Raw genomic sequence first — 20,634 nt, 5'->3', positions numbered from 1 at the left:
AGCCGGCAGCTAGTGCGCCGCGAACACCGCCCGCAGTTGCTCCACCGCCCAGCCCAGGTCGTCCTTGCTCACCACCAGCGGCGGCGACAAACGCAGCACGAAATCATGCGTTTCCTTGCACAGCATGCCGCGCTCCTTGAGCGCTTCGCAGAACGGACGGGCCTTTTCATTCAGCTCGATGGCCACCATCAGCCCGCGGCCGCGCACCGCCTTGATGCTGGGATGGTCAATCGTGCGCACCTGTGCGAGGAACCAGGCGCCCAACTCGGCGGAACGCTCCACCAGCTGCTCGTCCTGCATGACCTGCAGGGCGGTGCGCGCCACCGCGCAGCCCAGCGGGTTGCCGCCGAATGTGCTGCCGTGTGATCCGGGCCCGAATACGCCGAGTACGTCCTTCCGGGACACGACCGCAGACACGGGATAGAATCCACCCGACAGTGCCTTGCCCAGCACATACATGTCCGGCTGCACGTCGTCGTGATCGCAGGCGAACAAACGTCCTGTGCGGCCAAGTCCCGTCTGAATTTCGTCGGCAATGAGCAGCACGTTCTGCTCGCGGCACAGCGCCGACAGCTCGCGCATGAAACCGTCGGGCGGCATGAGCACGCCCGCTTCACACTGAATCGGCTCGATGAGCACGGCGCACGTGTTCGACGTCATGGCCGCGCGCACGGCCGCGATGTCACCGAAAGGCACCAGCACGAAGCCTGGCGCGAACGGTCCAAAGTGCTCGCGATACGCGGGCTCCGACGAGAAGCCCACGATGGTGGTGGTGCGTCCGTGGAAATTGTTCTCGAACGCGATGATGGTGGCCTGCCCATCGGGAATACCTTTCTCGCGATAGCCCCAGCGGCGTGCGGCCTTGATGGCCGTCTCCACCGCCTCGGCCCCGGTGTTCATCGGCAACACCATCTCCATGCCGCACAGCTGCGCCAGCTCTTCGCAGAACGCGCCAAGCTGCTCGTTACGAAACGCCCGGGACGTCAGCGTCACCCGTGACGCCTGTTCGACGAGTGTGGCAAGAATGCGCGGATGACAGTGGCCCTGGTTCACCGCCGAGTACGCACTCAGGCAATCGAGATAGCGCTTCCCTTCCACGTCGGTCACCCAGGCGCCTAGTGCGCTTTCAATGACCAGGTCGAGCGGATGGTAATTGTGGGCACCCCACGCGTCTTCGCGGGCGATGCACTCGTCGGTCGCGCTCATCAGTGCGGCGGAACCGCTCAAGAGGTCGGACATCGTCATGGGCTCCGGAATCGCGGTTCAGAGAATGCGGCGCCCGAAGGCGCTCGCGATCAGTTCAGCGGCCAGTTCCGCGGTGTGATTCTGGCGATCCAGAATCGGGTTGATCTCCACCAGGTCCATGGCCAACAACGCACCGGAATCGTGAATAATCTCCATGGCGAGATGTGCTTCCCGCAGCGTGGCGCCACCGCGCACCGGCGTGCCAACGCCCGGGGCTTCGCGGGGATCAATCCAGTCGGCATCGCACGAGAGGTGCACGCCACCGGTGCCGTGTGTGGCAATCGCCACCGCTTCATCCATCACCGAGCGGAGTCCACGCTCGTCAATGTCGCGCATGGTGAACGCCTGCAATCCCAACTCAGCGATGAGCGCCTTCTCGGCGTCGTCGAGATCGCGCAGCCCCACATACACGAGATGCTCCGGTCGCACCGCCGGAAACGTGCTGGCCAGGTGTGACAAGCGGTGATCGCCCAGACCCAGCAGGTGAGCGACCGGCATACCATGCACGTTGCCGCTCAAACTGGTATTTGGTGTGTTGAGATCGCCGTGCGCGTCCAGCCAGATCAGCCCCACGCGTTCGCCACGTTCAGCCAGCGCGGTGGCTGTTCCGGCCACCGAACCTGCCGCCAGCGAGTGATCGCCACCGATGACCAGCGGACGTACGCCGTCGCGGACGGCCGTCGCGGTCAAGTGCGCGACTTCCTCGCAGACATCGGTGATGGCGGCCAGCCGCGCGGCGAGGGTGGTGGCAATCGACGCGCGGTCGGGCACGGTCACGTTGCCGATGTCGTCCACCACCAATCCCAATCGCTGCAGCAACTCGCTGAGATTGGCCAGCCGCATCGCTGACGGGCCCATATCCACACCGCGGCGACTGGCGCCGAGGTCCATGGGCACGCCAATCAGCTGGACGGTGCCAGAGGGTGTCGGGGCCGGCGTCCGGCGAACGGGAAAGGAACCCGGGCGCAGTGAATAGACGGGTGAATCGAGCAGTGTTGGTGACATGACTGGAAGCTGTCGCCGGCCAGTGTTAGCAACAAGCTAGATATATGCACATATTTGCTTGTCTTTTTGGCGTTTTGGCACTAGCTATTGACATTATGCTCTATTCCTCGTTATCTAGCGAACTCAACCATGGATAGTCAGGACCTCCGACTCATTTCTTTGCTCCGCGAGAACGCCCGGGTATCAGTCGCGCAGCTGGCCAAGCAGTTGGGTGTATCCCGCGGCACCGTGCAGAACCGCATCGATCGCCTCATCGAGCAGCGGGTGCTGTTGGGGTTCACGGTTCGCACCACGCCCGAGGTGGCCGCGCATCGCGTGCGGGCCGTGATGATGATCAGCGTGGAGGGCGATCGCTCCGACGCCATTCTCAAGGCGTTGCGCGGCTATCCCGAGGTGCGGGCGTTGCACACCACCAATGGCCGATGGGACATCGTGGCCGAGGTGGCGACCGACAGTCTTGAGACGTTTGACGAGGCACTGCGCGGCATTCGCACCATCAAGGGCGTGTCGAACTCGGAGACGAGTTTGCTGTTGTCCACGCACAAGGTGTAAGTGCGACGGGGCCCGCCAGACAATAGTTTCCATCCATGGAACGTGTGATCCGAATCTTCAAGTCGCACGATGACGCGGCGCAGGCCGACCGGGAAGAATTGTCGGCGATGACACCGCAACAGCGCCTTGATCGGGCGCTGGATCTCATCGCGTGGTACAGGGAGGCCCGTGGAGAGACTACACAAGGATTTGCGCGAGTTGCTCGCGTTGTTCAGCTCGAACCACGTTGAGTACATCGTCGTCGGCGGTCACGCCGTAGCGTTTCACGGACATCCGCGATTCACTGAGGATCTGGACTGCTATGTCCGACCCACTGAGGAGAATGGGTCGCGCATTGTACGGGCATTGCGCGAATTCGGTTTCGCGTCGGATGGGCTGTCGGCTGCGGATTTCGCTGCCGACGATCGGATGATCCAACTGGGACGCGCGCCGAATCGCGTTGACCTCTTGACGCGGTTGTATGCCGTGTCGTTTGATGATGCCTGGTCGACAAAAGTCGGCGGGACGATTGACGGTGTACCGGTCTGGTTCATCGATCGCGCCTCATTGCTTAGAAACAAGCGCGCGACTGGTCGACCGCAGGATCTCGCCGATGCCGATTTCATCGAGCGACTTCCGGACCACGGCTGATGCCGCTGCCTACGCTCTTCGAAACGCCCGCGCCGCCAACACCCCGCCAATGAATCCGCCCAGATGTCCCTGCCAGCTCACCCCCGGCATGTTGGGCAACACACCAAACACCAGGCTCCCCCACACAGCGGTCACGCCAATGCTGAGCCCTATGCTGGCGAATGTGCGCGCGTACCACCCGCTCACCATCAGAAAACCCAGGTAGCCGAAAATCACGCCGCTGGCGCCGATGTGTACCGATCCCGGCGCTCCCAGCAGCCATGACGTGATTCCCGAGGTCAGTGCAGCCGCCAGCGTCACGCGTCCGAAGTGTCGCTTGTCGCGTAGCATCACCAACCAACCCAGCACCACGAACGACCCGGTGTTGGCCGTCAGATGCGCCAGATTCGCGTGCAGGAACGGGGCGAACAGAATGCCGCGCAGCCCCGTGACTGAGCGTGGGACAATGCCGTACGGCAACAGTGCGCCACCGCTGAGCACATTGAGAGCCAGGGTGAGCCACGCCGCGCCGAGTGAGCTGCCCAGAACGGTGGCCTGCAGCTGCATGGTTTTCATGAGGCTGCCTGCGGACCGTTTCGCCACCGACATGGCCATGGTGCTACGGCCTCGCCGCTCGTTTGGGTTGGAGCAACAGATCGGCGAAATCGAATGAGAAGTCCACATCGGGCGACGCGGGGAGCAGCTTCACCTGATCAATGCGTCCATCTGGCAGCAGCGCAAACGTCGCGTAGGCGTCGGCCCGCAATTCCCGATCGCGCCAGCGCACGAGAAACGTGTCGTGTTGCCACGGCACCATGTCCCCCACCAGTTGCGGCGTGTGCGAAAAGCGCATCACCAGCGTGCCCTGCTCGTGCGTCACCGTAACGTCGCCGTACCATGCGTCTTCGTAGGTGCCCGCGTACTTCTCCAGGGCCAACGACGGACGCGAGACCGAGTCGGGGGATGCCTGCGCGCCCTTGGCGGCATCAACCAATGCGCGGTCTTGTCGCGCGGTCAGCGCCGCGTACCCGCCAATCCAATCGAATGACGGGGCGTTGAGCGCACGGTCCAGCAACGCCCAGGTGAGCGCCAGAAACGTGCTGGATTCGTCGTTCGTGAGGACCACCACCGCCGCCCGCGCCGACGGCACCATGGCGACTGAACTCAGATAACCAGGGAGCCCACCGGTATGATGCAATGTCTTCCGTCCGCGGAAGTCGATCACATTGAGTCCGAGCGCATAGAACCCGAAGTCGCGCTGCAGCGGGGCCAGCTCCGGTGGCGGTGTCCCGATGGGCGTTGGGGTGACCGGGGCCCACAGTTGGCGTGCGGTCGACGCACGAAACAGTCGCGTGCCATCGGCTACTTTCCCCGAGTCCAACTGCGTGAGCACCCATTTCGCCATGTCGATGGCACCGCTGTTGATGCCACCGGCCGGATTGGTGTTGTCGCTGGTCATCGGCGCGATCACCCGCAGCGCGCCGTTCACCGGTGCATGCGTGGTCGCCACATCACCCGGAGCGGCCGCGTCACCGTGCCGCGACGTGGTATGGGTCATGCCGACCTTCCTGAGAATGCGCTCTTCAACAAAGCGCTCCCACGACATTCCGCTCACCGATTCGATAATCTCGCCCGCCACCAGGTACAGCACGTTGTCGTAGGCGTACGCCGAACGAAATGACGTGGCCGGCTTGATGAAGCGCAGCCGATACATGATGTCCTTGCGGCTGTAGGTGGATGCTGGCCACCACAGCAGGTCGCCGGCGCCCAGCCCCAGGCCACTGCGATGCACCAGCAAGTCGCGCACCGTGAGCTCGCGCGTCACGAAGGGATCGTACATCGCGAACTGCGGCAGATACCGAATGACGGGTGCATCCCACTCGAGCTTCCCCTCCTCCACCAGGAGACCGAGGGCTGTGGCCGTAAACACTTTGGTATTTGACGCGATACCGAACCGGGTGGTGGGCGTCACGCGCGCCGTGTCCCCCAGCGTCTTGACGCCGTAGCCCTTGGCCACCACCACCTTGCCGTCCTGAACAACCACGACCGCAACGCCGGGCGTGGGAAACGCCTTCAGCGCGCGAGTGACAATCGAGTCAACTACGCGCTCGGGAAGGACCTGCGCCGGCAATGCGCGGCCGACGCATCCGAGCGCGGCCAGTGCAGCCCCCGACTTCACCGCCGACACCACCGAAGGCCCCATCCACTTTCACGAGTGGATTGGCGACCATTTTGCCATCCTCTTCTCACACCCGAAGAACTACACGCCGGTGTGCACCACCGAGCTGGGTTCGATGGCCGGCCTCAAGCCCGAGTTCGACAAGCGCCACACCAAGGTGATCGGCCTGAGCGCCGACCCGGTGAGCGAGCATGCCGGGTGGGCCAAGGACATCGAAGAGACCCAGGGCCACAAGGTCACGTTCCCGATGATCGGCGACGCCGACCTGCACGTCGCCAAACTGTACGACATGCTCCCCGAGGAGGCCGTGCCGGGCCAGCGCACGCCCAAGGACAATGAAACCGTGCGGTCGGTATTCATTATCGGCCCGGACAAGAAGGTGAAGGCCATCCTGATGTACCCCATGAGCTCAGGGCGCAATTTTGCCGAAGTGCTGCGCCTGCTGGACTCTGTGCAGTTGACGGCCACGCATGCGGTGTCGACACCGGCCAATTGGCAGCAGGGGCAGGACGTCATCATTTCCAACGCCGTCTCCAATGAAGAGGCCGCGAAGAAGTATCCGCAGGGTTTCAAGACCATCAAGCCGTATCTGCGCACGGTCGCACAACCCCAGTAGCCGTGACTGACGACACCGCGTCTCGGCGGGCGTTTCTCGCATCGCTGGGCGCGGTGTCGCTGGGCGGACTGACACCGCGCGCGCTGCGCGCGCTCAGCTCTCCTGCCGATCGCGCTCCGCAGCCCGCGCTGGGCCTGGCCGCCGGCGGCGACTTTTCGTTCGCGCCGGGGATCACCTACCTGCAAACCGGTTCGCTGGGCCCCACACCGCGTCCGGTCATCGAGAAAGTGATCGCGGCGTGGCGCGAACTCGAGACCGATCCGGCCGCCTTCGGATACGGAGCCCACGAGCAGGCCATGGAGGGCGTACGCGCCAAGGCGGCGGCGTTCATTGGTTGCACCACCGACGAGCTGGTGCTGACCAACTGCACCACCGAGGGCATGAATTGGGTGGCACAGGGGCTCACGTTCGCGGCCGGCGACCGCGTGCTCACCACCGATCAGGAGCATCCCGGCGGTCGCGTCTGCTGGGACTATGTGGCGCGCCGATACGGCGTGGTCCTCGACGTGGTGTCCATCCCTCCGGGTGAAAACAACGCGCCAGCCATCGTCGATCGCTTCGCGCAGCACATCACACCGAGAACCCGCGTGCTGTCGTTTTCGCACCTGCTCACGTCCACCGGCTTCCGCATGCCGGTGGCGGAACTGTCGGCGTTGGCGCACGCGCGGGGCTGCATGACGGTGGTGGATGGTGCGCAGGCCGTAGGCGGTATCGACGTGAACGTGAAGGCGCTGGGCTGTGATGTCTACGCGACCAGTGGTCACAAATGGTTGCTGGCGCCCAAGGGCACGGGCCTGCTGTATCTCAGCGCCACACTGGGAAAGACCATCGACCCCATTGCGCTGGAAAGCGGACGCAACGCGTACTCCGCATCCTCCGGCGTGTGCAGCCTGCCCAGTGTGCTGGGGTTGGGAGCGACATTCGACTACCACGTGGCTATCGGCAAGTCGCGCATCGAATCATACATTCTGGCGTTGCGCGATCGCCTGCACGCCGCGCTGCAACAGGTGCCGAAGATTCGCGTGGTGAGCGCCGCACCCGGACCGCTCACGTCGCCGCTGCTCACCTACGAGCTGCCACCGGCGGTAGACAGCGGCGCGTTTCGTCAGCGCCTGATCGACAAATACCACATCGAAGTGAAGGCGGTGCCCGCCAATTTCCTCAACGGCCACCGCATCTCCACGCACCTGTTCAACACCCAGCGTGACGTGGAGACACTGGTGACGGCACTCAAGGCGGAGTTGGGCTGAGCACGCGACGAGGCCCCGAACACAACCGTGTCCGGGGCCTCGCGACAATCACGCGACTGCGTTACGGCAGTCGATTCGTGCACCCCTTGTAGTTCGGATTGTTTCGTTCGTCGGTGCTGACGGCGAAGTTCACATCGGTGCCATAAGTACCGCCCTTGTAGTGCACACCCTGCGGAAACGTGTTCGCTTCCGTGCGCCCGTACTGACGGATGAGCCGCCGCATGTCGCCAAGACGCTGACCGCGGCTGAACGTCCAGAATGCCTTCTCACGGAAGTGGAGCAGAACCCGCCCAACCTCGGTGCCCGGGTCGGTCAGCGCCGGCATGACGGCCGGTTGGATATCCCCGAGTTTGGGCGGTGCGGCCCGGAGCGCGTTGTGAATGGCCAACCACTGCGTGGGATTGTTGGCCTTGAGCGCCGCCTCGGCTTCGATCATGCGGGCATCCACGCCGTTGGCCACATCGAGCGCCGTGAGTTGCCCCCACGTGGTCGTGGTGCGCGTATACGTCAGTCCATCTTGCCCGTTGATAGCGCCGGTGGTTGGCGTGGTCACCGGCAATCGCGGATCGCGCGCCGACGCAAACGGAATGGCATTCGCGACCGGAATGTCACGTCGATTGCCTTCGACACTGTCGCCCACGCTGTAGCGTCGTGAGCTCAATCCCTGTCCCCACACGGTATTCGTGCTGGTGGTAAGCGAGAACGTGTGCTGATACGCGAAGGCTGTTGGCAGTCCGGTCACCAGCGATCCCGCCGTGGTGTAGTCGGCCAGCGCCAGCGCGACACGCGCGCGGACCACTCGCACGGCACGGTTCATGAGCACACTCTGCGCATCGCTGCCGTTGGCGAAACCCAGCGCGGAGTCGAGTGACACCGCCGCCAGGGTGAACACCTCCTGATTGGACTTTGGTGTCCCGTTGTCCGGCGGAATGACGTTGGTGAGACCAATCGGGATACCGTTGCAGAAGTCCAATGCCAGTTGCATCTCCGAGTATCCGCGCGCCAGATACATCTCGGCCAACAAGGCGCGGGAATTCGGGCTGAAGGTCTTGAGCGCCGTGATCGCTTCGTTGGCGCGGGTGCGTGTGCGATACAAATTGCGCAGCATGCCCGTGACGGATGAGTTGAACTCCTGCACCCGCCGCTGATCGGCCTCGTCATTCTGGATGAACGTGGAGCTGGTGGACCACTCGTCGGCCAGCAGGCCACCAAACAACCAGATGCTTTCTCCACCCCCGGTGGTGGTGCGAAACGTGCCAATCGCGCCGTTGGCGAGCGCGATGGCCCCTTCCGCGGAGTTGACGTCGCTGGCGTTGATGATATCGGGGTCAGTCACGGCCAACAGGCTGTCCTTGGCGGAACTGCAGGCGGTCAACGAGAGGGCAACGGCCACCGCGGCGCCAACACAACGCCGCGTGGAGGGCCGGCCCGTGAAAATGGTTGTGGTCATGGGTCGGAAGTCCTAGAAGCCGAGGTTGAGACGGACGATGAAGTAGCTTGGCGGACCGACGGTCTGGAACTCGCTGGGTGCGTCCGTGCCGTTGGTGGTATTGAAGCCCGACTCCGGGTCGGTGCCGCGATACTTGGTCCACAGCTTGAGGTTGCGCGCCGTGACCACCAACGACATCGACCGCGCGCGCGCCAGCCTCGATGCCAACTCCGGCGCGAACGTGTATTGCAGCGACGCCTCGCGGAGACGCACAAACGCGCCGCTCTGCAGGAATCCGTCCAATGTGCGTGCCGGGTGCTCGTTGGCCGCGATGTTCGTGGCCTGATCGACCAGCTCGGCTTTCGTGTTCATGCGACCGCTGCAATTCGGGCGCGTGCACCGGATCCGCTCGGTGTTGTTGTACCAGAGTCCGCCACTGCGCCAATCCCACATGGACACGATGCGCAGCTTGCGATTGAACAGGTCCCAGCCGTTGGACACGGTGGTCTGGTACCGTGGCGTGGCGTAGCCGCGGAAGATGGCGGAATCGCCCACGAACACTTCGTTCTTTGACGCGTCCGCGAAATACGTCAACAGGCCGTCGCCGTTCTTGTCCTGCCATCCGGTGATCGGTTGCGCCCAGTAGCCCTGCACGGGATACCCCGGCACCGTACGGCTCGGGGTTCCGATCTGCGGCGGGGTGCTGCCCAACGACACCACTTTATTGTCGTTGGCCGACGTGGCAATGTTCACGTCCCACGCGAACGCCCGGCGGTCAACGAGCTGCGCGGTCACGCCCAGTTCGAGTCCGGCGTTCTTCACCGCGCCGAGATTGCGCAGCTGCGAGGCCACGCTGCCGTACGACGGTGGCAACACCGCGCTGATCAGCGCGTCCTGCGTGATCTTGCTGTAGTAGGTGACGTCGAGATTGAGACGTTGCGAAAAGAGTCCGGCTTCAAAGCCCACTTCGTGTTCGGCGGAGCGCTCCGGCTTGAGATCCGGGTTTCCGAGCGCCGCCTGCGTGACCGTCGGCTGGTCGGTGGCGGCAATGCTCGTGGTGCTGGCGCCGTAGAAGAGCAACGCATCATTGGGTCCCGGCTGCACCCCGGACTGTCCGTAGGCGTAGCGCAGGCGCAGCGAGTTCACAAACGAGGGCGCCCGCCACCACGGCTCCTGCGAGATGAGGTACGAGGCCGACGCTTTGGGATAGACGATGCTCTGGAAATTCGTGCCGAAGGCGGAGTTCTGGTCGCTTCGCACGGCGGCCGTGAGGAACAGACGATCGTTCCATGCCAAGGCCTGCTCGTAGAAGACGCCAAACGTCTTCTGCAACGTGGTGCCTTCAGAGACGGAGGGCTGTGTTCCGGAACCCACATTCTGTGACCCTGGAGCCAACTGCGCAGAACCCGTAGCCGCGCTGGCCAATTGGAAGTCCACGTACTGCGCGCCGATGGTGGTCTTGTGGCTCAGTCCGAAATAGTTGTACTGCGCCGACGAACCCAGGTCGACGGTGGTATTGCGAATGTTCACGCGGTTGATACCGCGCGACCCCAGCCGCGTGGTGGCAGTGAGCGGTGGCCCTTCGCCGCGGTACAGCAGATTCTGGTCGTCACGACCGGTCCAGTCGTTGCCGATGGTGGCGCGGTTGGCCAGCCAGCTGAACGGACGCCAATTGGCCTGTGCCGACCAGATGAACCGGTTGACGTCCTGCCCCGTCTTCTCCTGCCACGTGTACCCGGGAGTCCAGGCGCGATAGCCATTGAGCGAGCTGGTCTGACCACTGACCGCCCCGTTGCTGCGTGTGCCGGGACCGCCAAACACCTGCGAGCCCAGTCCGGCCGTCGCGTTCGATTCCAGCGAAAAGCGCTGACCCAATCCGACGAAGTTGGTGGACATCGCCAGATCCAACTTCGGCGAGATGGTGGTGTTCAGATTCACGCGCAATGACTTGCGCGCCATCTGGTTGGGGCGCGATGTCCACGAGCGCAACGGGATGCCCGCTGAGTCGAATCGCTGGCGTTCGAACTGCGGCAGCGACAGCACGCCGACTTCGGTTTCGTTTTCCGCCGACACAAAGTAGCGCACCACTTCGCTGCCGCCGGACACTTGCACGCCATACTGCTGGCGATTGCCGGTGGCCACCGGCGTGAGATCTTTTTCGTCGAAGATGTTCAGTGCGCTGGTGGAGTCGGCCGTGCACTCACCCGTGCCGACGCGCTGCAGATTGCAGAAACCGCGCGTGGAGACCGTTTCGCCGGGACGTTTGCCCCAGGTGCTGTACGCCGTCGGGTAATAGTTGCGATCCGTCAGCGCGCCGCCTTCGGTGTACACTGTCCAACGCGCACCGCCGGCACGGCCTTTCTTGGTGGTCACGAGGATGACGCCGTTGGCCGCATCGGTGCCATACAGCGTGGCGGCCGACGGACCCTTCACGATCTCGATGTTCTCGATTTCTTCGGGGTTCAGGTCACCAACCCGGCTGGGATTGTTGCCGCCGGTGGTGCCGCCATTGCCCGTGGCGGTGGAGAAACTCGCGTTGTTGCTGGTCATCCGAATGCCGTCGATGATCCAGATCGGCTCGTTGGACAAACTCACTGAATTCATGCCGCGAATGCGAATGCGCGCACCGGTGCCGGTTTGTGTGCCACTGGTGACCGTCACGCCGGGCGCGCGGGAGTTCAACAGGTCGTTGAGATTCCCCACGGGTGCCGTCTCGAGCACCTTCGAGACGTCGATGTTGGCCGTGGCGTTTCCAATCTCCACGCGCCGTTGTTCGCCGGTAGCGGTCGTGACGACCGGCGTGAGGTTGACCGCCGCAACGGCGAGGGCGATCTCGATCGTGGCCGTCTGCCCGGCAACGATCGTCACCTTTTTGGTCTGCTCGCCATACCCCACGCGCAGCACTCGGGCGGTGAACTCACCCGCTGGAACCGGCCGCAGGGTGAGGCGACCATCCAGCGAGGTGGTGCCGCCAATGGTGGTCCCCACCAAAAATACGCGGGCCGCTTCGACTGGCTTTTGGCTCGCGATATCCACCACGCGAACCGTGAGCGTACCGCCCGAACCTTGCTGGGCTGTGGCACGTGCCAGCGGCGCGACCTGCGCACCCGCCAGCAAACCGACCAGCGCCAACACCGGGCGCCAAGAATGGAACATGAACGTATCTCCTCGGGAGGGGGGAGGGGCCGCGACCGTCTGCACACGGCGTGGCCAGCATACGAGATTGTCGCCGCTCCGGCAATCCCCCCGAGGCCGCTACTCGGCCCGCAACGTAATGGCCGGATCCACCAACGCCGCTCGACGAGCTGGCACAAATGTCGCGACTGCAGCGACCGCGATGAGCACCAGCGGCACCGCTACGAACGTGGCTGGATTGATTGCGTCGCTTCCGTACAACACGCTGGCCAGCAGACGCGACGCGGCGATGGCACCGGCCAGCCCGATCGCGGTGCCCACCAGCACCAAGGTCAGTCCCTGTCGCATGATGAGCGTGATCACGTGCGACGCCGTGGCGCCGATGGCCATGCGAATCCCGATTTCGCGGGTGCGTTGCGCCACCGAGTACGCCATCACCCCGTACATGCCCACGGATGCCAGCAAAAGACCAAGCAGGCCGAACACCCCAAGGGCCGTTCCCGCCACGCGCGCCGGCATCAGCGCCCAGCCCAGATGCTTGTCCATGGTGCGAATGCTGCTGACCGGCAAGTTGGGATCGAGCGCGGCAATCTCGCGTCGCAGCGTCGGCGCGAGGGCCATGGGATCGCCCTTGGTGCGAATCACAAACGACATGGTGGTTTGAAAACGCTGGTTCTGCGCGAAGTACATGTACGCCGTGGGATCTTCACCAAGGCGCTGGTATTTACCGGTGGGCACCACCCCGACAATGCTGTAGTCGCGCTCACCGGTGCGCACGGTTTTGCCAATGGCCGATTGCCCGGGCCAAAACCGATCCGCAAAGCGTTGGTTCACCACAATGACCTGGGCGGCCGTGCTGTCGTCCTGTTCGACAAATTCTCTTCCCGCGCGCAGCCCGATTCCCATGGTCTTGAAGTAGCCCGCACTGGCGCTGGTGTACGAGATGGACATGCCTTCGTTCTTGGCCGGTACGTATCCCGGGATGCTCACCCCGCGATCGCTGTTGCTGGGGCCGAGCGGCACATCGCTGATGATCGCGACGTCGCGTACCATGGGATTGGCGCGCAGCCGCTCCAGCACGGTGCGATAGAACTCCCGTGCGCGTGGACGGGCATAACCCTGGAGACCCGGATCGACGTCGGCGATGAGCAGGTTTTCACCGTCAAACCCTTTGTCCAGCGTGGTGGCGCTACGCAGGTTCACAAGGAACAGCGCCGCACACACCAGCAGCACGATGGACAGCGCCATCTGTGCCACGACCAGGCCTTTGCTGGTGCGGGAGCGTGACTCGCCCGCTGGCGCCTCGCCCTTGAGCGCGGGTATGAGTGCCGGACTGGTGGATTGCAGCGCTGGCGCAATGCCGAACAGCATGCCGGTGAGGACGGTCACGCCGAAGGCAAATCCCAGCACCATCGGACTCAAGGTGATGTCCGGCTTCATGGTGATGCTCATGGGAACTGACACGCTGTTGGCAATGCGGATGGCCCACACCGCCACCAGCAGACCCGCCACGCCGGACACCAACGAGAAGAGCAGACTCTCAATCAGGAGTTGTCGGACCAGTGCCGCGCGACGGGCGCCCAATGCCAGCCGGATGGCCATCTCGCGCGCGCGATCGCGGGCGCGCGCGAGGAACAGGTTGGCCACATTGACGCAGGCGATGATGAGCAGAATGGCGACCACCACCATCACGACCGCTGAGAGTCCAAATTGCGCGCCGCGAAACATGGGATGGATGCCCGCGTCGTCTTGACGCACCAGGTTGGTGCCTGATCCCTCGTAGTCGTTGGGGAACTCCTTCAGCAATTCGGCGTCCACGGCCGTGAGCCGGGCTCGCGCCTGCTCCACCGAAATGCCCGGGGCGAGTCGCGCAATCACGGTGTTGTAGTTGTTGCCCCGATTCTCCAGATCACTGCCATTGCCGGGTTTGATTTGCGCCACCTGCATGATCGGCACCCACAACTCGGGTTGGACAATCGGCAGTGCGCCGTTGAAACCCTCCGGCGCCACCCCGATGATGGTCATCGACTGGCTGTTCACCGGAATGGTGCGTCCCACGACGTTGGGGTCGGACGCGAAGAGGCTCTTCCACGCCCCGTAACTCAGCACCGCCACCGGATGGGCGCCGGCGCCCACGTCTTCATCGGGGGTGAAAAACCGGCCGCGCAACGCATTCACGCCCAGCACGCTGAAGAAATTGGCCGACACCATCTCCGCCATCACCGTTCGCGGCGGACCGTCGGCGGTGATGTTCACGGGCTGAAAGGACCACGCGGCGACTCCGGAAAACACGCCTTTGGTACGGTTGCGCAGATCGAAGAAATGCGGAATCGAGCTGGAATTGAATCGCGCGTTGCCCGGCGCGGTGCGATACAGCTGCATCAGTTCGTTGCTGTTTCGTACGCCCGGCAGCGGACGCAACATCAACGCGTCGACGGCCGCGAACACCGCGGTATTCAGCCCGATCCCGATGGCCAGCGTGAGCACCACGATGGTCGTGAAGAGCGGACTCTTGGCAAGCATCCGACCGGCAAACCGGACATCCTGCCGGAGCGCTGTCACTGAAAGGAGCGGAGCGGTCGAGGACTCAGTCATGGATCGGCGGGATGCGGGCGGGTGGGGCTGCGGCGGGAGGCGGCCACGGATGGACAGCCGTACGAATCCCCCAGCGCCAAGTTGCAACGTCCCCGATGTGGGTTTCCGTTGCGAGGGCCCGGGGCGCTGACAGAGGTGGCCACCGGCGTGACCGGGGAATTGTGAGCTTGGTGCCCCCGATCACTTCCAGTGCTCATCCCGCCAATCATGCTTCAGGTGTGTCATTGCACCACCCGCGCATCAGGCAATCGCGCGCGCCTCTTTCCTCGACTCACGGAGTCCGTCACCATGCAACGTTCCAACTTCGCGCTCATGCTGGGCGCTGCCGCGATGTGGACTCTTGCGGCATGCAGCGAAGGCACCGGCCCCAACAATCACGGAACCGTTGGCCTGGGATTTCAAGTGTCCCGCACCTCTGCGGCGGGGCTGACGGCCACGGCAGCGGTCGTGACCGCCGATGGGTCACCCATTGTCGGCGCTGCGCCGGTCGTTACCAACACCCCGTTGGGCGTACGCATCACGCGCGACGCTGACGTGATCGTGATTTCGAAAGCGCAGTTTGTCGTGCGTGACGTGAAGCTCAAGAGCGCAACCGCCATCTGCACCGACGATGATGACTTTGCCGGCGCCGCAGCGCAGAACGGCGTGCGCAGCGTTGATGCCAGATCGCAGCACGACCGCGACGATGCGGACTGCCCTTCGGTGCGCGTCGGGCCATTCCTGGTGGATGTTCCCATGAACGGCACAGACGGCGCCCGCGTGGCCGTGCCCGTACCCGAAGGGACGTATTCCTCCGTGCGTTTGACGCTGCACAAAGTGACCAGCTCCGACTCCGCCGATGCGGCGTTTCGGCAAGCGTTTCCGGACTTTCGCGGCATCAGCGTGCGACTTGAGGGCACCTACAATGGCACGCCCTTCGTATTCGTTGGCGACGTCGACGCGAAGATCGAGGTCCCGCTCACTGCGCCGGTGGTGATCAAGACCGGCGGCGATGATGTCACCGTGTCCGTTGACCTCGGGACGTGGTTCGTCCGTCCGTCGGGAGGCCTGCTGTCGCCGGCACTGGCCAATACGCCGGGCGGCACGCGGAGCACCGTGCAGAACAACATCCGCTTCGCGTTCAAGGCATTTCGCGATCGCAATCACGACGGGCACGAAGACTAGCCCCCACTGGCGACCGACATGACAAGGGGTGCAAGTTAGGCGGGCGCCAAGCTGGCGCTCGTCCAACACCCACTTGCGAACCCCATGACACCACGCAACCGATGGCGGCGGATCGATCGCGTAGTGGTGACGGCGCTCGTGTTCGTGTCGTTCGCACAACCGACCAGCGCGCAGCCCGCGCGATCGGGGAATCCGATCCTCGCCGGGTGGTATGCCGATCCCGAAGCCCATGTCTTCGGCGGGCAGTATTGGATTTTCCCCACGTACTCGGCGTCCTATGACCGCCAGACGTTCATGGACGCATTCTCGTCCCGGGACCTCGTCACCTGGGTGAAGCACGAACACGTGCTGGATACCGCCGGCGTGCGGTGGGCGCGGCGCGCGCTCTGGGCACCGTCCGTTATCGAGAAGGGGGGCTGGTACTATCTGTTCTTCGGTGCCAATGATATTCAGAACGATCGTGAGGCCGGCGGTATCGGTGTGGCACGGGCACGCCGACCCGAGGGGCCATACCTCGATTACCTCGGCAAGCCGCTCATTGACGCGTTTCACAATGGGGCCCAGCCCATCGATCAAATGGTATTTCAGGATCGAGACGGGGCGACGTATATCGTCTATGGTGGATGGCGTCACTGCAACATCGCGCGTCTTAACGACGACTTCACCGGCTTTGTTCCGTTTGCCGACGGATCGCTGTTCAAGGAGATCACGCCGGCAGGCTACGTGGAAGGCGCCTACATGCTGGTGAAGGATGGCCGCTATTACTTCATGTGGTCGGAAGGTGGATGGACTGGCCCGAACTACGCGGTCGCCTATGCGATTGGCTCTTCACCTTTCGGCCCGTTCGAGCGAGTCGGCAAGATCCTTCAGCAGGATTCCACGGTCGCCACCGGTGCGGGCCACCACTCCGTGTTGCATGCTCCCGGTTCGCCCAACTGGTATATGGTCTATCACCGGCGGCCATTGGGCGACACTGATCGTAATCATCGAGTGGTGAGTATCGATCTTCTCCATTTCGACGAGCGCGGACTGATTCGACCGATTGTGATCACCAAGGCCGGCGTTGCGGCCGATTCCATCATTCCACCTGGTAATCCACGATGACCGCAGCCGCGCGTAGTGTCCTGGTGTTTGGCGTGTACCTCATGGCGACCGCCGCCATGCTCATCGTGTCCCCCAACACGATGCTGGGACTCCTGCACATCGCACCAACCACCGAGCCGTGGATTCACGTGCTGGGCATGATCGTCGGAATTCTGGGCGGGTATTACGTGCTCTCGGCCCGCGCCGGACTCACGCCGTTCTTTCACGCGACCGTGTGGCTGCGCGTTCTGGCCCTGGTCGGATTCGCGGGGTTGGCGGCTGCCTCGCTGGCACCTGCGGCACTGATTGGTTTTGGCGTGGTCGATTGCCTGGGCGCGCTCTGGACCTGGTCGGCACTGCGCACACGACCGGAGCGCTGACACAGCCGTCCGGATCGCACTGCAACTTTCGAATGACGGCGGACGTACGGCGACGCACTTCCTCATCACCCTCGCCATATGACTGTCGCCGTGCGTTCAACTGATGTTGCCGTCTCGCTGGAACAGGCCACCAAGCGCTTTGGCAACGTCACCGCACTGGATAACGTCTCGTTCACCGTGCAACGCGGTGAGACCGTGGCGCTGCTGGGACCCAATGGCGCGGGCAAGACGACCGCCATCTCCTTGCTACTGGGTCTTCGACCCACCACCAGCGGTACGGTGCGGGTATTCGGTGCCGATCCTCGAGCTGCTGCCACACGGGCACGCATCGGAGCGATGCTGCAGGAGTCCGGCGTGCCGCTCACCCTGACGGCACGGGAAGTGGTGTCGTTTTTCGGCGCCATGTACGCCAAACCACTCGAGGTGATTGACGTGCTCGGGATCGCCGAACTCACGCATCGGGCGGATGCGCGCGTCGCGACCCTTTCCGGTGGAGAGAAGCAGCGACTGTACTTTGCCGTAGCCCTGGTGGGCCGACCCGACCTGCTATTTCTCGACGAGCCCACCGTGGCACTGGACGTGGAGACGCGTCGGCGCTTTTGGACGGAGATTCGCGGGCAAGTGGCCCGCGGCACCACCATTGTGCTCACCACGCACTACCTCGAAGAGGCCGACGCGCTGGCCGATCGCGTGATCGTGGTCGATCACGGGCGTGTCATTGCCGAAGGATCGCCCGCCGACATCAAGGCCCGTGTTGGCGGTCGGTATATGCGCTTCTACGCGCCAACGCTGACACAGTCCGACCTAGACGTGCTGCCGGGTGTGCAACGGGTGACACACGACGGCGCGTACTGGACCGTGTTGACGGTGCAACCGGAGGCCGGACTCGCCCAACTCTTTCGTCAAGGCGCCCCGATTGAACGCCTGGAAGTGATTGATGCTGGGCTCGAGGAGGCCTTCCTGGCCCTCACGCAACGCGCCGTGGTGCAGCCATGAGCATGCTGCGTGCCGCTGCCACCGCCGAATTGCGCAAGACGATTCGTGTGCCGTCGTTTGTCGTACCCACGGTGGTGTTTCCCATCATGTTCTTTGCCTTGTTCGGTCTGCCCAACGCGAGACAGTCGGCAGGGAACATCAGCGTCGGCGCGTACCTGATGGCTTCGTACGGCGCTTATGCAATGATGACCACCGCGCTCTTTTCATTCGGCGTGTCGATCGCCAGTGAGCGGGCGCTCGGCTGGAATCGGCTGTTGCGCGTGACACCGCTGTCGGCACCATCATACATTGGCGCGAAACTCATCAACGCGTTTGCCATTGGCGCGGCGTCGTTGGCGTTGCTGTTTGGGTTTGCGGTTGCCACCGCACACATCGCCCTGAGTGCCGTGGTCTGGGCGAAACTCGTGGCCGTGCTCGTGCTGGGCATGACGCCGTTTGTGATGCTCGGACTGGCGATCGGCTACTCCGTCGGTCCATCGGCGGCGGCGCCCATCGCCAACCTCATCAGCCTGCCGCTGGCATTCGGGTCCGGTTTGTTCATCCCGATCCAGATGCTGCCGCCCGCCGTGCGCGAGTTCGCACCCTGGCTGCCCTCGTATCATCTGGGGCAGTTGGGCTGGAACGCCATGGGAGGCGGAGATCTGCGCGGCGTATCCCCGCACCTGCTGTGGATTACCGGCTATTCGGTACTGTTCGGCCTCTGTGCGCTGGTGGCCTACAAACGGGATGAGGGGCGGCAGTTCGGCTAAGGCCGTGGCCCTTACTGCGTCACGATTACCAGCCGAGGTGCTGTGCCGCTTCCGCCCTCGCGTGACCGATAGTCGGCACCGTTGGTAGAGGTCGACTCGAGGGCAAAGCTCACCGTGCCATCGGCGGTCACGTACCCTTTCACGTCGACCTCATACCACGCGCCTACTACCACGGCGCCAAGCGTCCCGACAATCGCCGCGTCGTAGGCGGGCGCGTTGGACCACTTGATGCTGGTCTCTCCCCACGTCGTGCCGGCCACGCGGTGCAACCGACCGCCGGTGTCTGACGGGTCGACGGCGTACAGACGCAGCTTCGCGCTCACCACCGACTTCGCTCCGATTCCCGTGACGGCAAACTTGAAATACGTTCGTGCCACCGGCGAGCCGTCCACCAGCAACGTCGTCTGCGTGCCGTAGTTGGTGTTGGGCGAATTCTTGAACGTGTAGGCGTCGGCCGATACCGGAATGGTGAGCGTCGTCTGCGCCGGCGGCGGGGGCAGAGGCGCCGAGCAGGTTCCGCTGCCGGCATCAGCCAGGGTATTGCCGGGAATCGACACGAACTGCCAATCGTATCCAGCGGCCTTCAACGTCAGCTTGAGCGCGCCGAATGAACTGTTGCTCCGCACCACGCTGTTGGCGCGAACTGTCGAAAAGGCGGTCTGTTCCTTCCCGCCCGTACCCACCACGAATTCGCGAATTCCGCGCGCATTGTCGAGGACGCCGGCGGCGGTCTGTGGTGCGAAACGTTCGTAGGTGTGATCGTGGCCACTGAGCACCAGCTCCGCTCCGTAATCGTACAGCGCCTGATACAGCGGCTGGACGATGGTGTTGTTGCCGTGCGAGCCGGAACTGAACAGTGGATGATGCCAGTACGCCAGCGTACATGACGCGGTGTTGGCGGCAAGATCGGCGCGCAACCACTGTTCTTGCGCCGACCCCGCGCCGCACCCGCCGATGGCGCTGCAGTTGCTGTTCAGTGCCACCAGGTGCCACGATCCCAGATTGAAACTGTAGTAGCCTTTGGATCTGTCGCCGGCGGGGCCGGCCTGGACACCGACGCCATTGAAGTAGTCGTAGTAGCCACTCGCATTGGCGGTGTTGTACTCATGATTGCCCGCCGCGGGATAGGAGATGCTTTTGAACGCGCCGTAGGATGCGTTGTAGTAGGTATTGAAATCGGCGAGGGTCCCGTTCTCATATTGCAGGTCGCCCAGCAGCAGCACCGCATGCGGTGTGAGCGCGCTGATGCGAGCCGCGACCTCCTCGTCCTTGCACGGCGAACTGGCGGACGAGCCCGTGCCGCACACCGCATCGCCAACGGCCACCACCACCGGATCAACACCGGGCACCACATCCAGACGCGGTGAGGCTGGCACCCGCTGGTTCACCCGTGTTGGCGTGTTGACGTCTGAACAGGTGGCCAGCATGGCACCGGCAATGACGACGGCAGCGACACGGGCGGTAGCGCGCACGACACGCATGAGGCGTTCCCCTATGACCAAGCGTTCGATGTGGCACCGGACGGAGCAATCCCACTCGGCGCGTGAATATCCGGACGAGTCACGTGACAGGCAAGCTCAGCTGGCGTGGACGCGCGCCTGTCCTGCTGTGCAGTCGCCGGATCGGCCCGCACGTGTTGAATGCGTG

Annotated in this window: 17 protein-coding genes; 9 read left to right on the top strand and 8 right to left on the bottom strand. The window is 63.7% G+C overall.

The window, feature by feature from the left end:
* Positions 1-9: 9 nt before the first annotated feature.
* Both rocD and rocF read right to left on the bottom strand, forming a co-directional pair.
* Positions 10-1,206, bottom strand: coding sequence for an ornithine--oxo-acid transaminase (gene rocD, locus IPP90_10310; protein MBL0171109.1), 1,197 nt, complete (start codon positions 1,204-1,206; stop codon positions 10-12).
* A gap of 57 nt (positions 1,207-1,263) precedes the next feature.
* Positions 1,264-2,250, bottom strand: coding sequence for an arginase (gene rocF / locus IPP90_10305; GenBank protein MBL0171108.1), 987 nt, complete (start codon positions 2,248-2,250; stop codon positions 1,264-1,266).
* Positions 2,251-2,379: 129 nt separating this feature from the next.
* On the opposite strand from rocF, the gene IPP90_10300 reads away from it, so the two are divergent.
* Positions 2,380-2,802 carry an Lrp/AsnC family transcriptional regulator gene (locus IPP90_10300; GenBank protein ID MBL0171107.1) on the top strand — a complete coding sequence of 141 codons (423 nt, stop codon included), beginning with the start codon at positions 2,380-2,382 and terminating at the stop codon, positions 2,800-2,802.
* Positions 2,803-2,970: 168 nt separating this feature from the next.
* Positions 2,971-3,432: a hypothetical protein gene (locus IPP90_10295; protein ID MBL0171106.1), complete on the top strand. Its 462-nt coding sequence runs from the start codon at positions 2,971-2,973 to the stop codon at positions 3,430-3,432.
* Between the two features lie 9 nt (positions 3,433-3,441).
* On the opposite strand, the gene IPP90_10290 is transcribed toward IPP90_10295, so the two are convergent.
* Both IPP90_10290 and IPP90_10285 read right to left on the bottom strand, forming a co-directional pair.
* Positions 3,442-4,020: a rhomboid family intramembrane serine protease gene (locus IPP90_10290; protein ID MBL0171105.1), complete on the bottom strand. Its 579-nt coding sequence runs from the start codon at positions 4,018-4,020 to the stop codon at positions 3,442-3,444.
* 10 nt (positions 4,021-4,030) lie between these two features.
* Positions 4,031-5,614 (bottom strand): serine hydrolase, encoded by a 1,584-nt coding sequence (locus IPP90_10285; GenBank protein MBL0171104.1) that lies wholly within the window; start codon positions 5,612-5,614, stop codon positions 4,031-4,033.
* Between IPP90_10285 and IPP90_10280 the strand changes: the two genes are divergently transcribed.
* Together IPP90_10280 and IPP90_10275 are read left to right on the top strand one after the other, a co-directional pair.
* A complete protein-coding gene (locus IPP90_10280) occupies positions 5,502-6,206 on the top strand; it encodes a peroxiredoxin (protein ID MBL0171103.1) in 705 nt (234 codons plus the stop codon). The genes IPP90_10285 and IPP90_10280 overlap by 113 nt on opposite strands.
* A 2-nt stretch (positions 6,207-6,208) precedes the next feature.
* Entirely contained in the window at positions 6,209-7,456 is a 1,248-nt protein-coding gene (locus IPP90_10275) for an aminotransferase class V-fold PLP-dependent enzyme (GenBank protein MBL0171102.1), read from the top strand.
* 61 nt (positions 7,457-7,517) lie between these two features.
* On the opposite strand, the gene IPP90_10270 is transcribed toward IPP90_10275, so the two are convergent.
* From IPP90_10270 to IPP90_10260, 3 genes are all read right to left on the bottom strand, one after another.
* The gene (locus tag IPP90_10270; protein MBL0171101.1) at positions 7,518-8,906 is read right to left on the bottom strand and encodes a hypothetical protein; all 1,389 of its coding nucleotides are present in this window, start codon (positions 8,904-8,906) and stop codon (positions 7,518-7,520) included.
* Between the two features lie 12 nt (positions 8,907-8,918).
* Positions 8,919-12,041 (bottom strand): SusC/RagA family TonB-linked outer membrane protein, encoded by a 3,123-nt coding sequence (locus IPP90_10265; protein ID MBL0171100.1) that lies wholly within the window; start codon positions 12,039-12,041, stop codon positions 8,919-8,921.
* Between the two features lie 99 nt (positions 12,042-12,140).
* Complete coding sequence (locus tag IPP90_10260) at positions 12,141-14,615, bottom strand: ABC transporter permease (GenBank protein ID MBL0171099.1); 2,475 nt, start codon at positions 14,613-14,615, stop codon at positions 12,141-12,143.
* Positions 14,616-14,903: 288 nt separating this feature from the next.
* Here IPP90_10260 and IPP90_10255 point away from each other — a divergent pair, with 288 nt between their 5' ends.
* The 5 genes from IPP90_10255 (at position 14,904) to IPP90_10235 (ending at position 18,987) form a co-directional block, all read left to right on the top strand.
* Positions 14,904-15,779 (top strand): hypothetical protein, encoded by an 876-nt coding sequence (locus IPP90_10255; GenBank protein MBL0171098.1) that lies wholly within the window; start codon positions 14,904-14,906, stop codon positions 15,777-15,779.
* An 84-nt stretch (positions 15,780-15,863) separates the two neighbouring features.
* A complete protein-coding gene (locus IPP90_10250) occupies positions 15,864-16,883 on the top strand; it encodes a family 43 glycosylhydrolase (GenBank protein MBL0171097.1) in 1,020 nt (339 codons plus the stop codon).
* Entirely contained in the window at positions 16,880-17,242 is a 363-nt protein-coding gene (locus IPP90_10245) for a hypothetical protein (GenBank protein ID MBL0171096.1), read from the top strand. Before IPP90_10250 ends, IPP90_10245 begins: the two co-directional genes overlap by 4 nt.
* Before the next feature lie 78 nt (positions 17,243-17,320).
* Positions 17,321-18,238: an ABC transporter ATP-binding protein gene (locus IPP90_10240; protein ID MBL0171095.1), complete on the top strand. Its 918-nt coding sequence runs from the start codon at positions 17,321-17,323 to the stop codon at positions 18,236-18,238.
* Positions 18,235-18,987, top strand: coding sequence for an ABC transporter permease (locus IPP90_10235; GenBank protein ID MBL0171094.1), 753 nt, complete (start codon positions 18,235-18,237; stop codon positions 18,985-18,987). The genes IPP90_10240 and IPP90_10235 overlap by 4 nt, the downstream gene beginning before the upstream one ends.
* Before the next feature lie 11 nt (positions 18,988-18,998).
* Here the strand turns inward: IPP90_10235 and IPP90_10230 are convergent, their stop codons facing one another.
* Complete coding sequence (locus tag IPP90_10230) at positions 18,999-20,468, bottom strand: DNRLRE domain-containing protein (GenBank protein MBL0171093.1); 1,470 nt, start codon at positions 20,466-20,468, stop codon at positions 18,999-19,001.
* Positions 20,469-20,634: the final 166 nt, after the last annotated feature.

This window comes from Gemmatimonadaceae bacterium, from assembly GCA_016720905.1.
Taxonomy (GTDB): Bacteria; Gemmatimonadota; Gemmatimonadetes; order Gemmatimonadales; family Gemmatimonadaceae; genus Gemmatimonas.
Note: the sequence above shows the minus strand (reverse complement) of the source record. Positions and strands in the feature narration are given on the sequence as shown.

Coding starts and splice junctions, on each gene's coding strand:
- rocD (MBL0171109.1), bottom strand. CDS start 1,206: ATGAGCGCGACCGACGAGTGCATCGCCCGCGAAGACGCGTGGGGTGCC.
- rocF (MBL0171108.1), bottom strand. CDS start 2,250: ATGTCACCAACACTGCTCGATTCACCCGTCTATTCACTGCGCCCGGGT.
- IPP90_10300 (MBL0171107.1), top strand. CDS start 2,380: ATGGATAGTCAGGACCTCCGACTCATTTCTTTGCTCCGCGAGAACGCC.
- IPP90_10290 (MBL0171105.1), bottom strand. CDS start 4,020: ATGTCGGTGGCGAAACGGTCCGCAGGCAGCCTCATGAAAACCATGCAG.
- IPP90_10285 (MBL0171104.1), bottom strand. CDS start 5,614: ATGGGGCCTTCGGTGGTGTCGGCGGTGAAGTCGGGGGCTGCACTGGCC.
- IPP90_10270 (MBL0171101.1), bottom strand. CDS start 8,906: ATGACCACAACCATTTTCACGGGCCGGCCCTCCACGCGGCGTTGTGTT.
- IPP90_10265 (MBL0171100.1), bottom strand. CDS start 12,041: ATGTTCCATTCTTGGCGCCCGGTGTTGGCGCTGGTCGGTTTGCTGGCG.
- IPP90_10260 (MBL0171099.1), bottom strand. CDS start 14,615: ATGACTGAGTCCTCGACCGCTCCGCTCCTTTCAGTGACAGCGCTCCGG.
- IPP90_10255 (MBL0171098.1), top strand. CDS start 14,904: ATGCAACGTTCCAACTTCGCGCTCATGCTGGGCGCTGCCGCGATGTGG.
- IPP90_10250 (MBL0171097.1), top strand. CDS start 15,864: ATGACACCACGCAACCGATGGCGGCGGATCGATCGCGTAGTGGTGACG.
- IPP90_10245 (MBL0171096.1), top strand. CDS start 16,880: ATGACCGCAGCCGCGCGTAGTGTCCTGGTGTTTGGCGTGTACCTCATG.
- IPP90_10240 (MBL0171095.1), top strand. CDS start 17,321: ATGACTGTCGCCGTGCGTTCAACTGATGTTGCCGTCTCGCTGGAACAG.
- IPP90_10235 (MBL0171094.1), top strand. CDS start 18,235: ATGAGCATGCTGCGTGCCGCTGCCACCGCCGAATTGCGCAAGACGATT.
- IPP90_10230 (MBL0171093.1), bottom strand. CDS start 20,468: ATGCGTGTCGTGCGCGCTACCGCCCGTGTCGCTGCCGTCGTCATTGCC.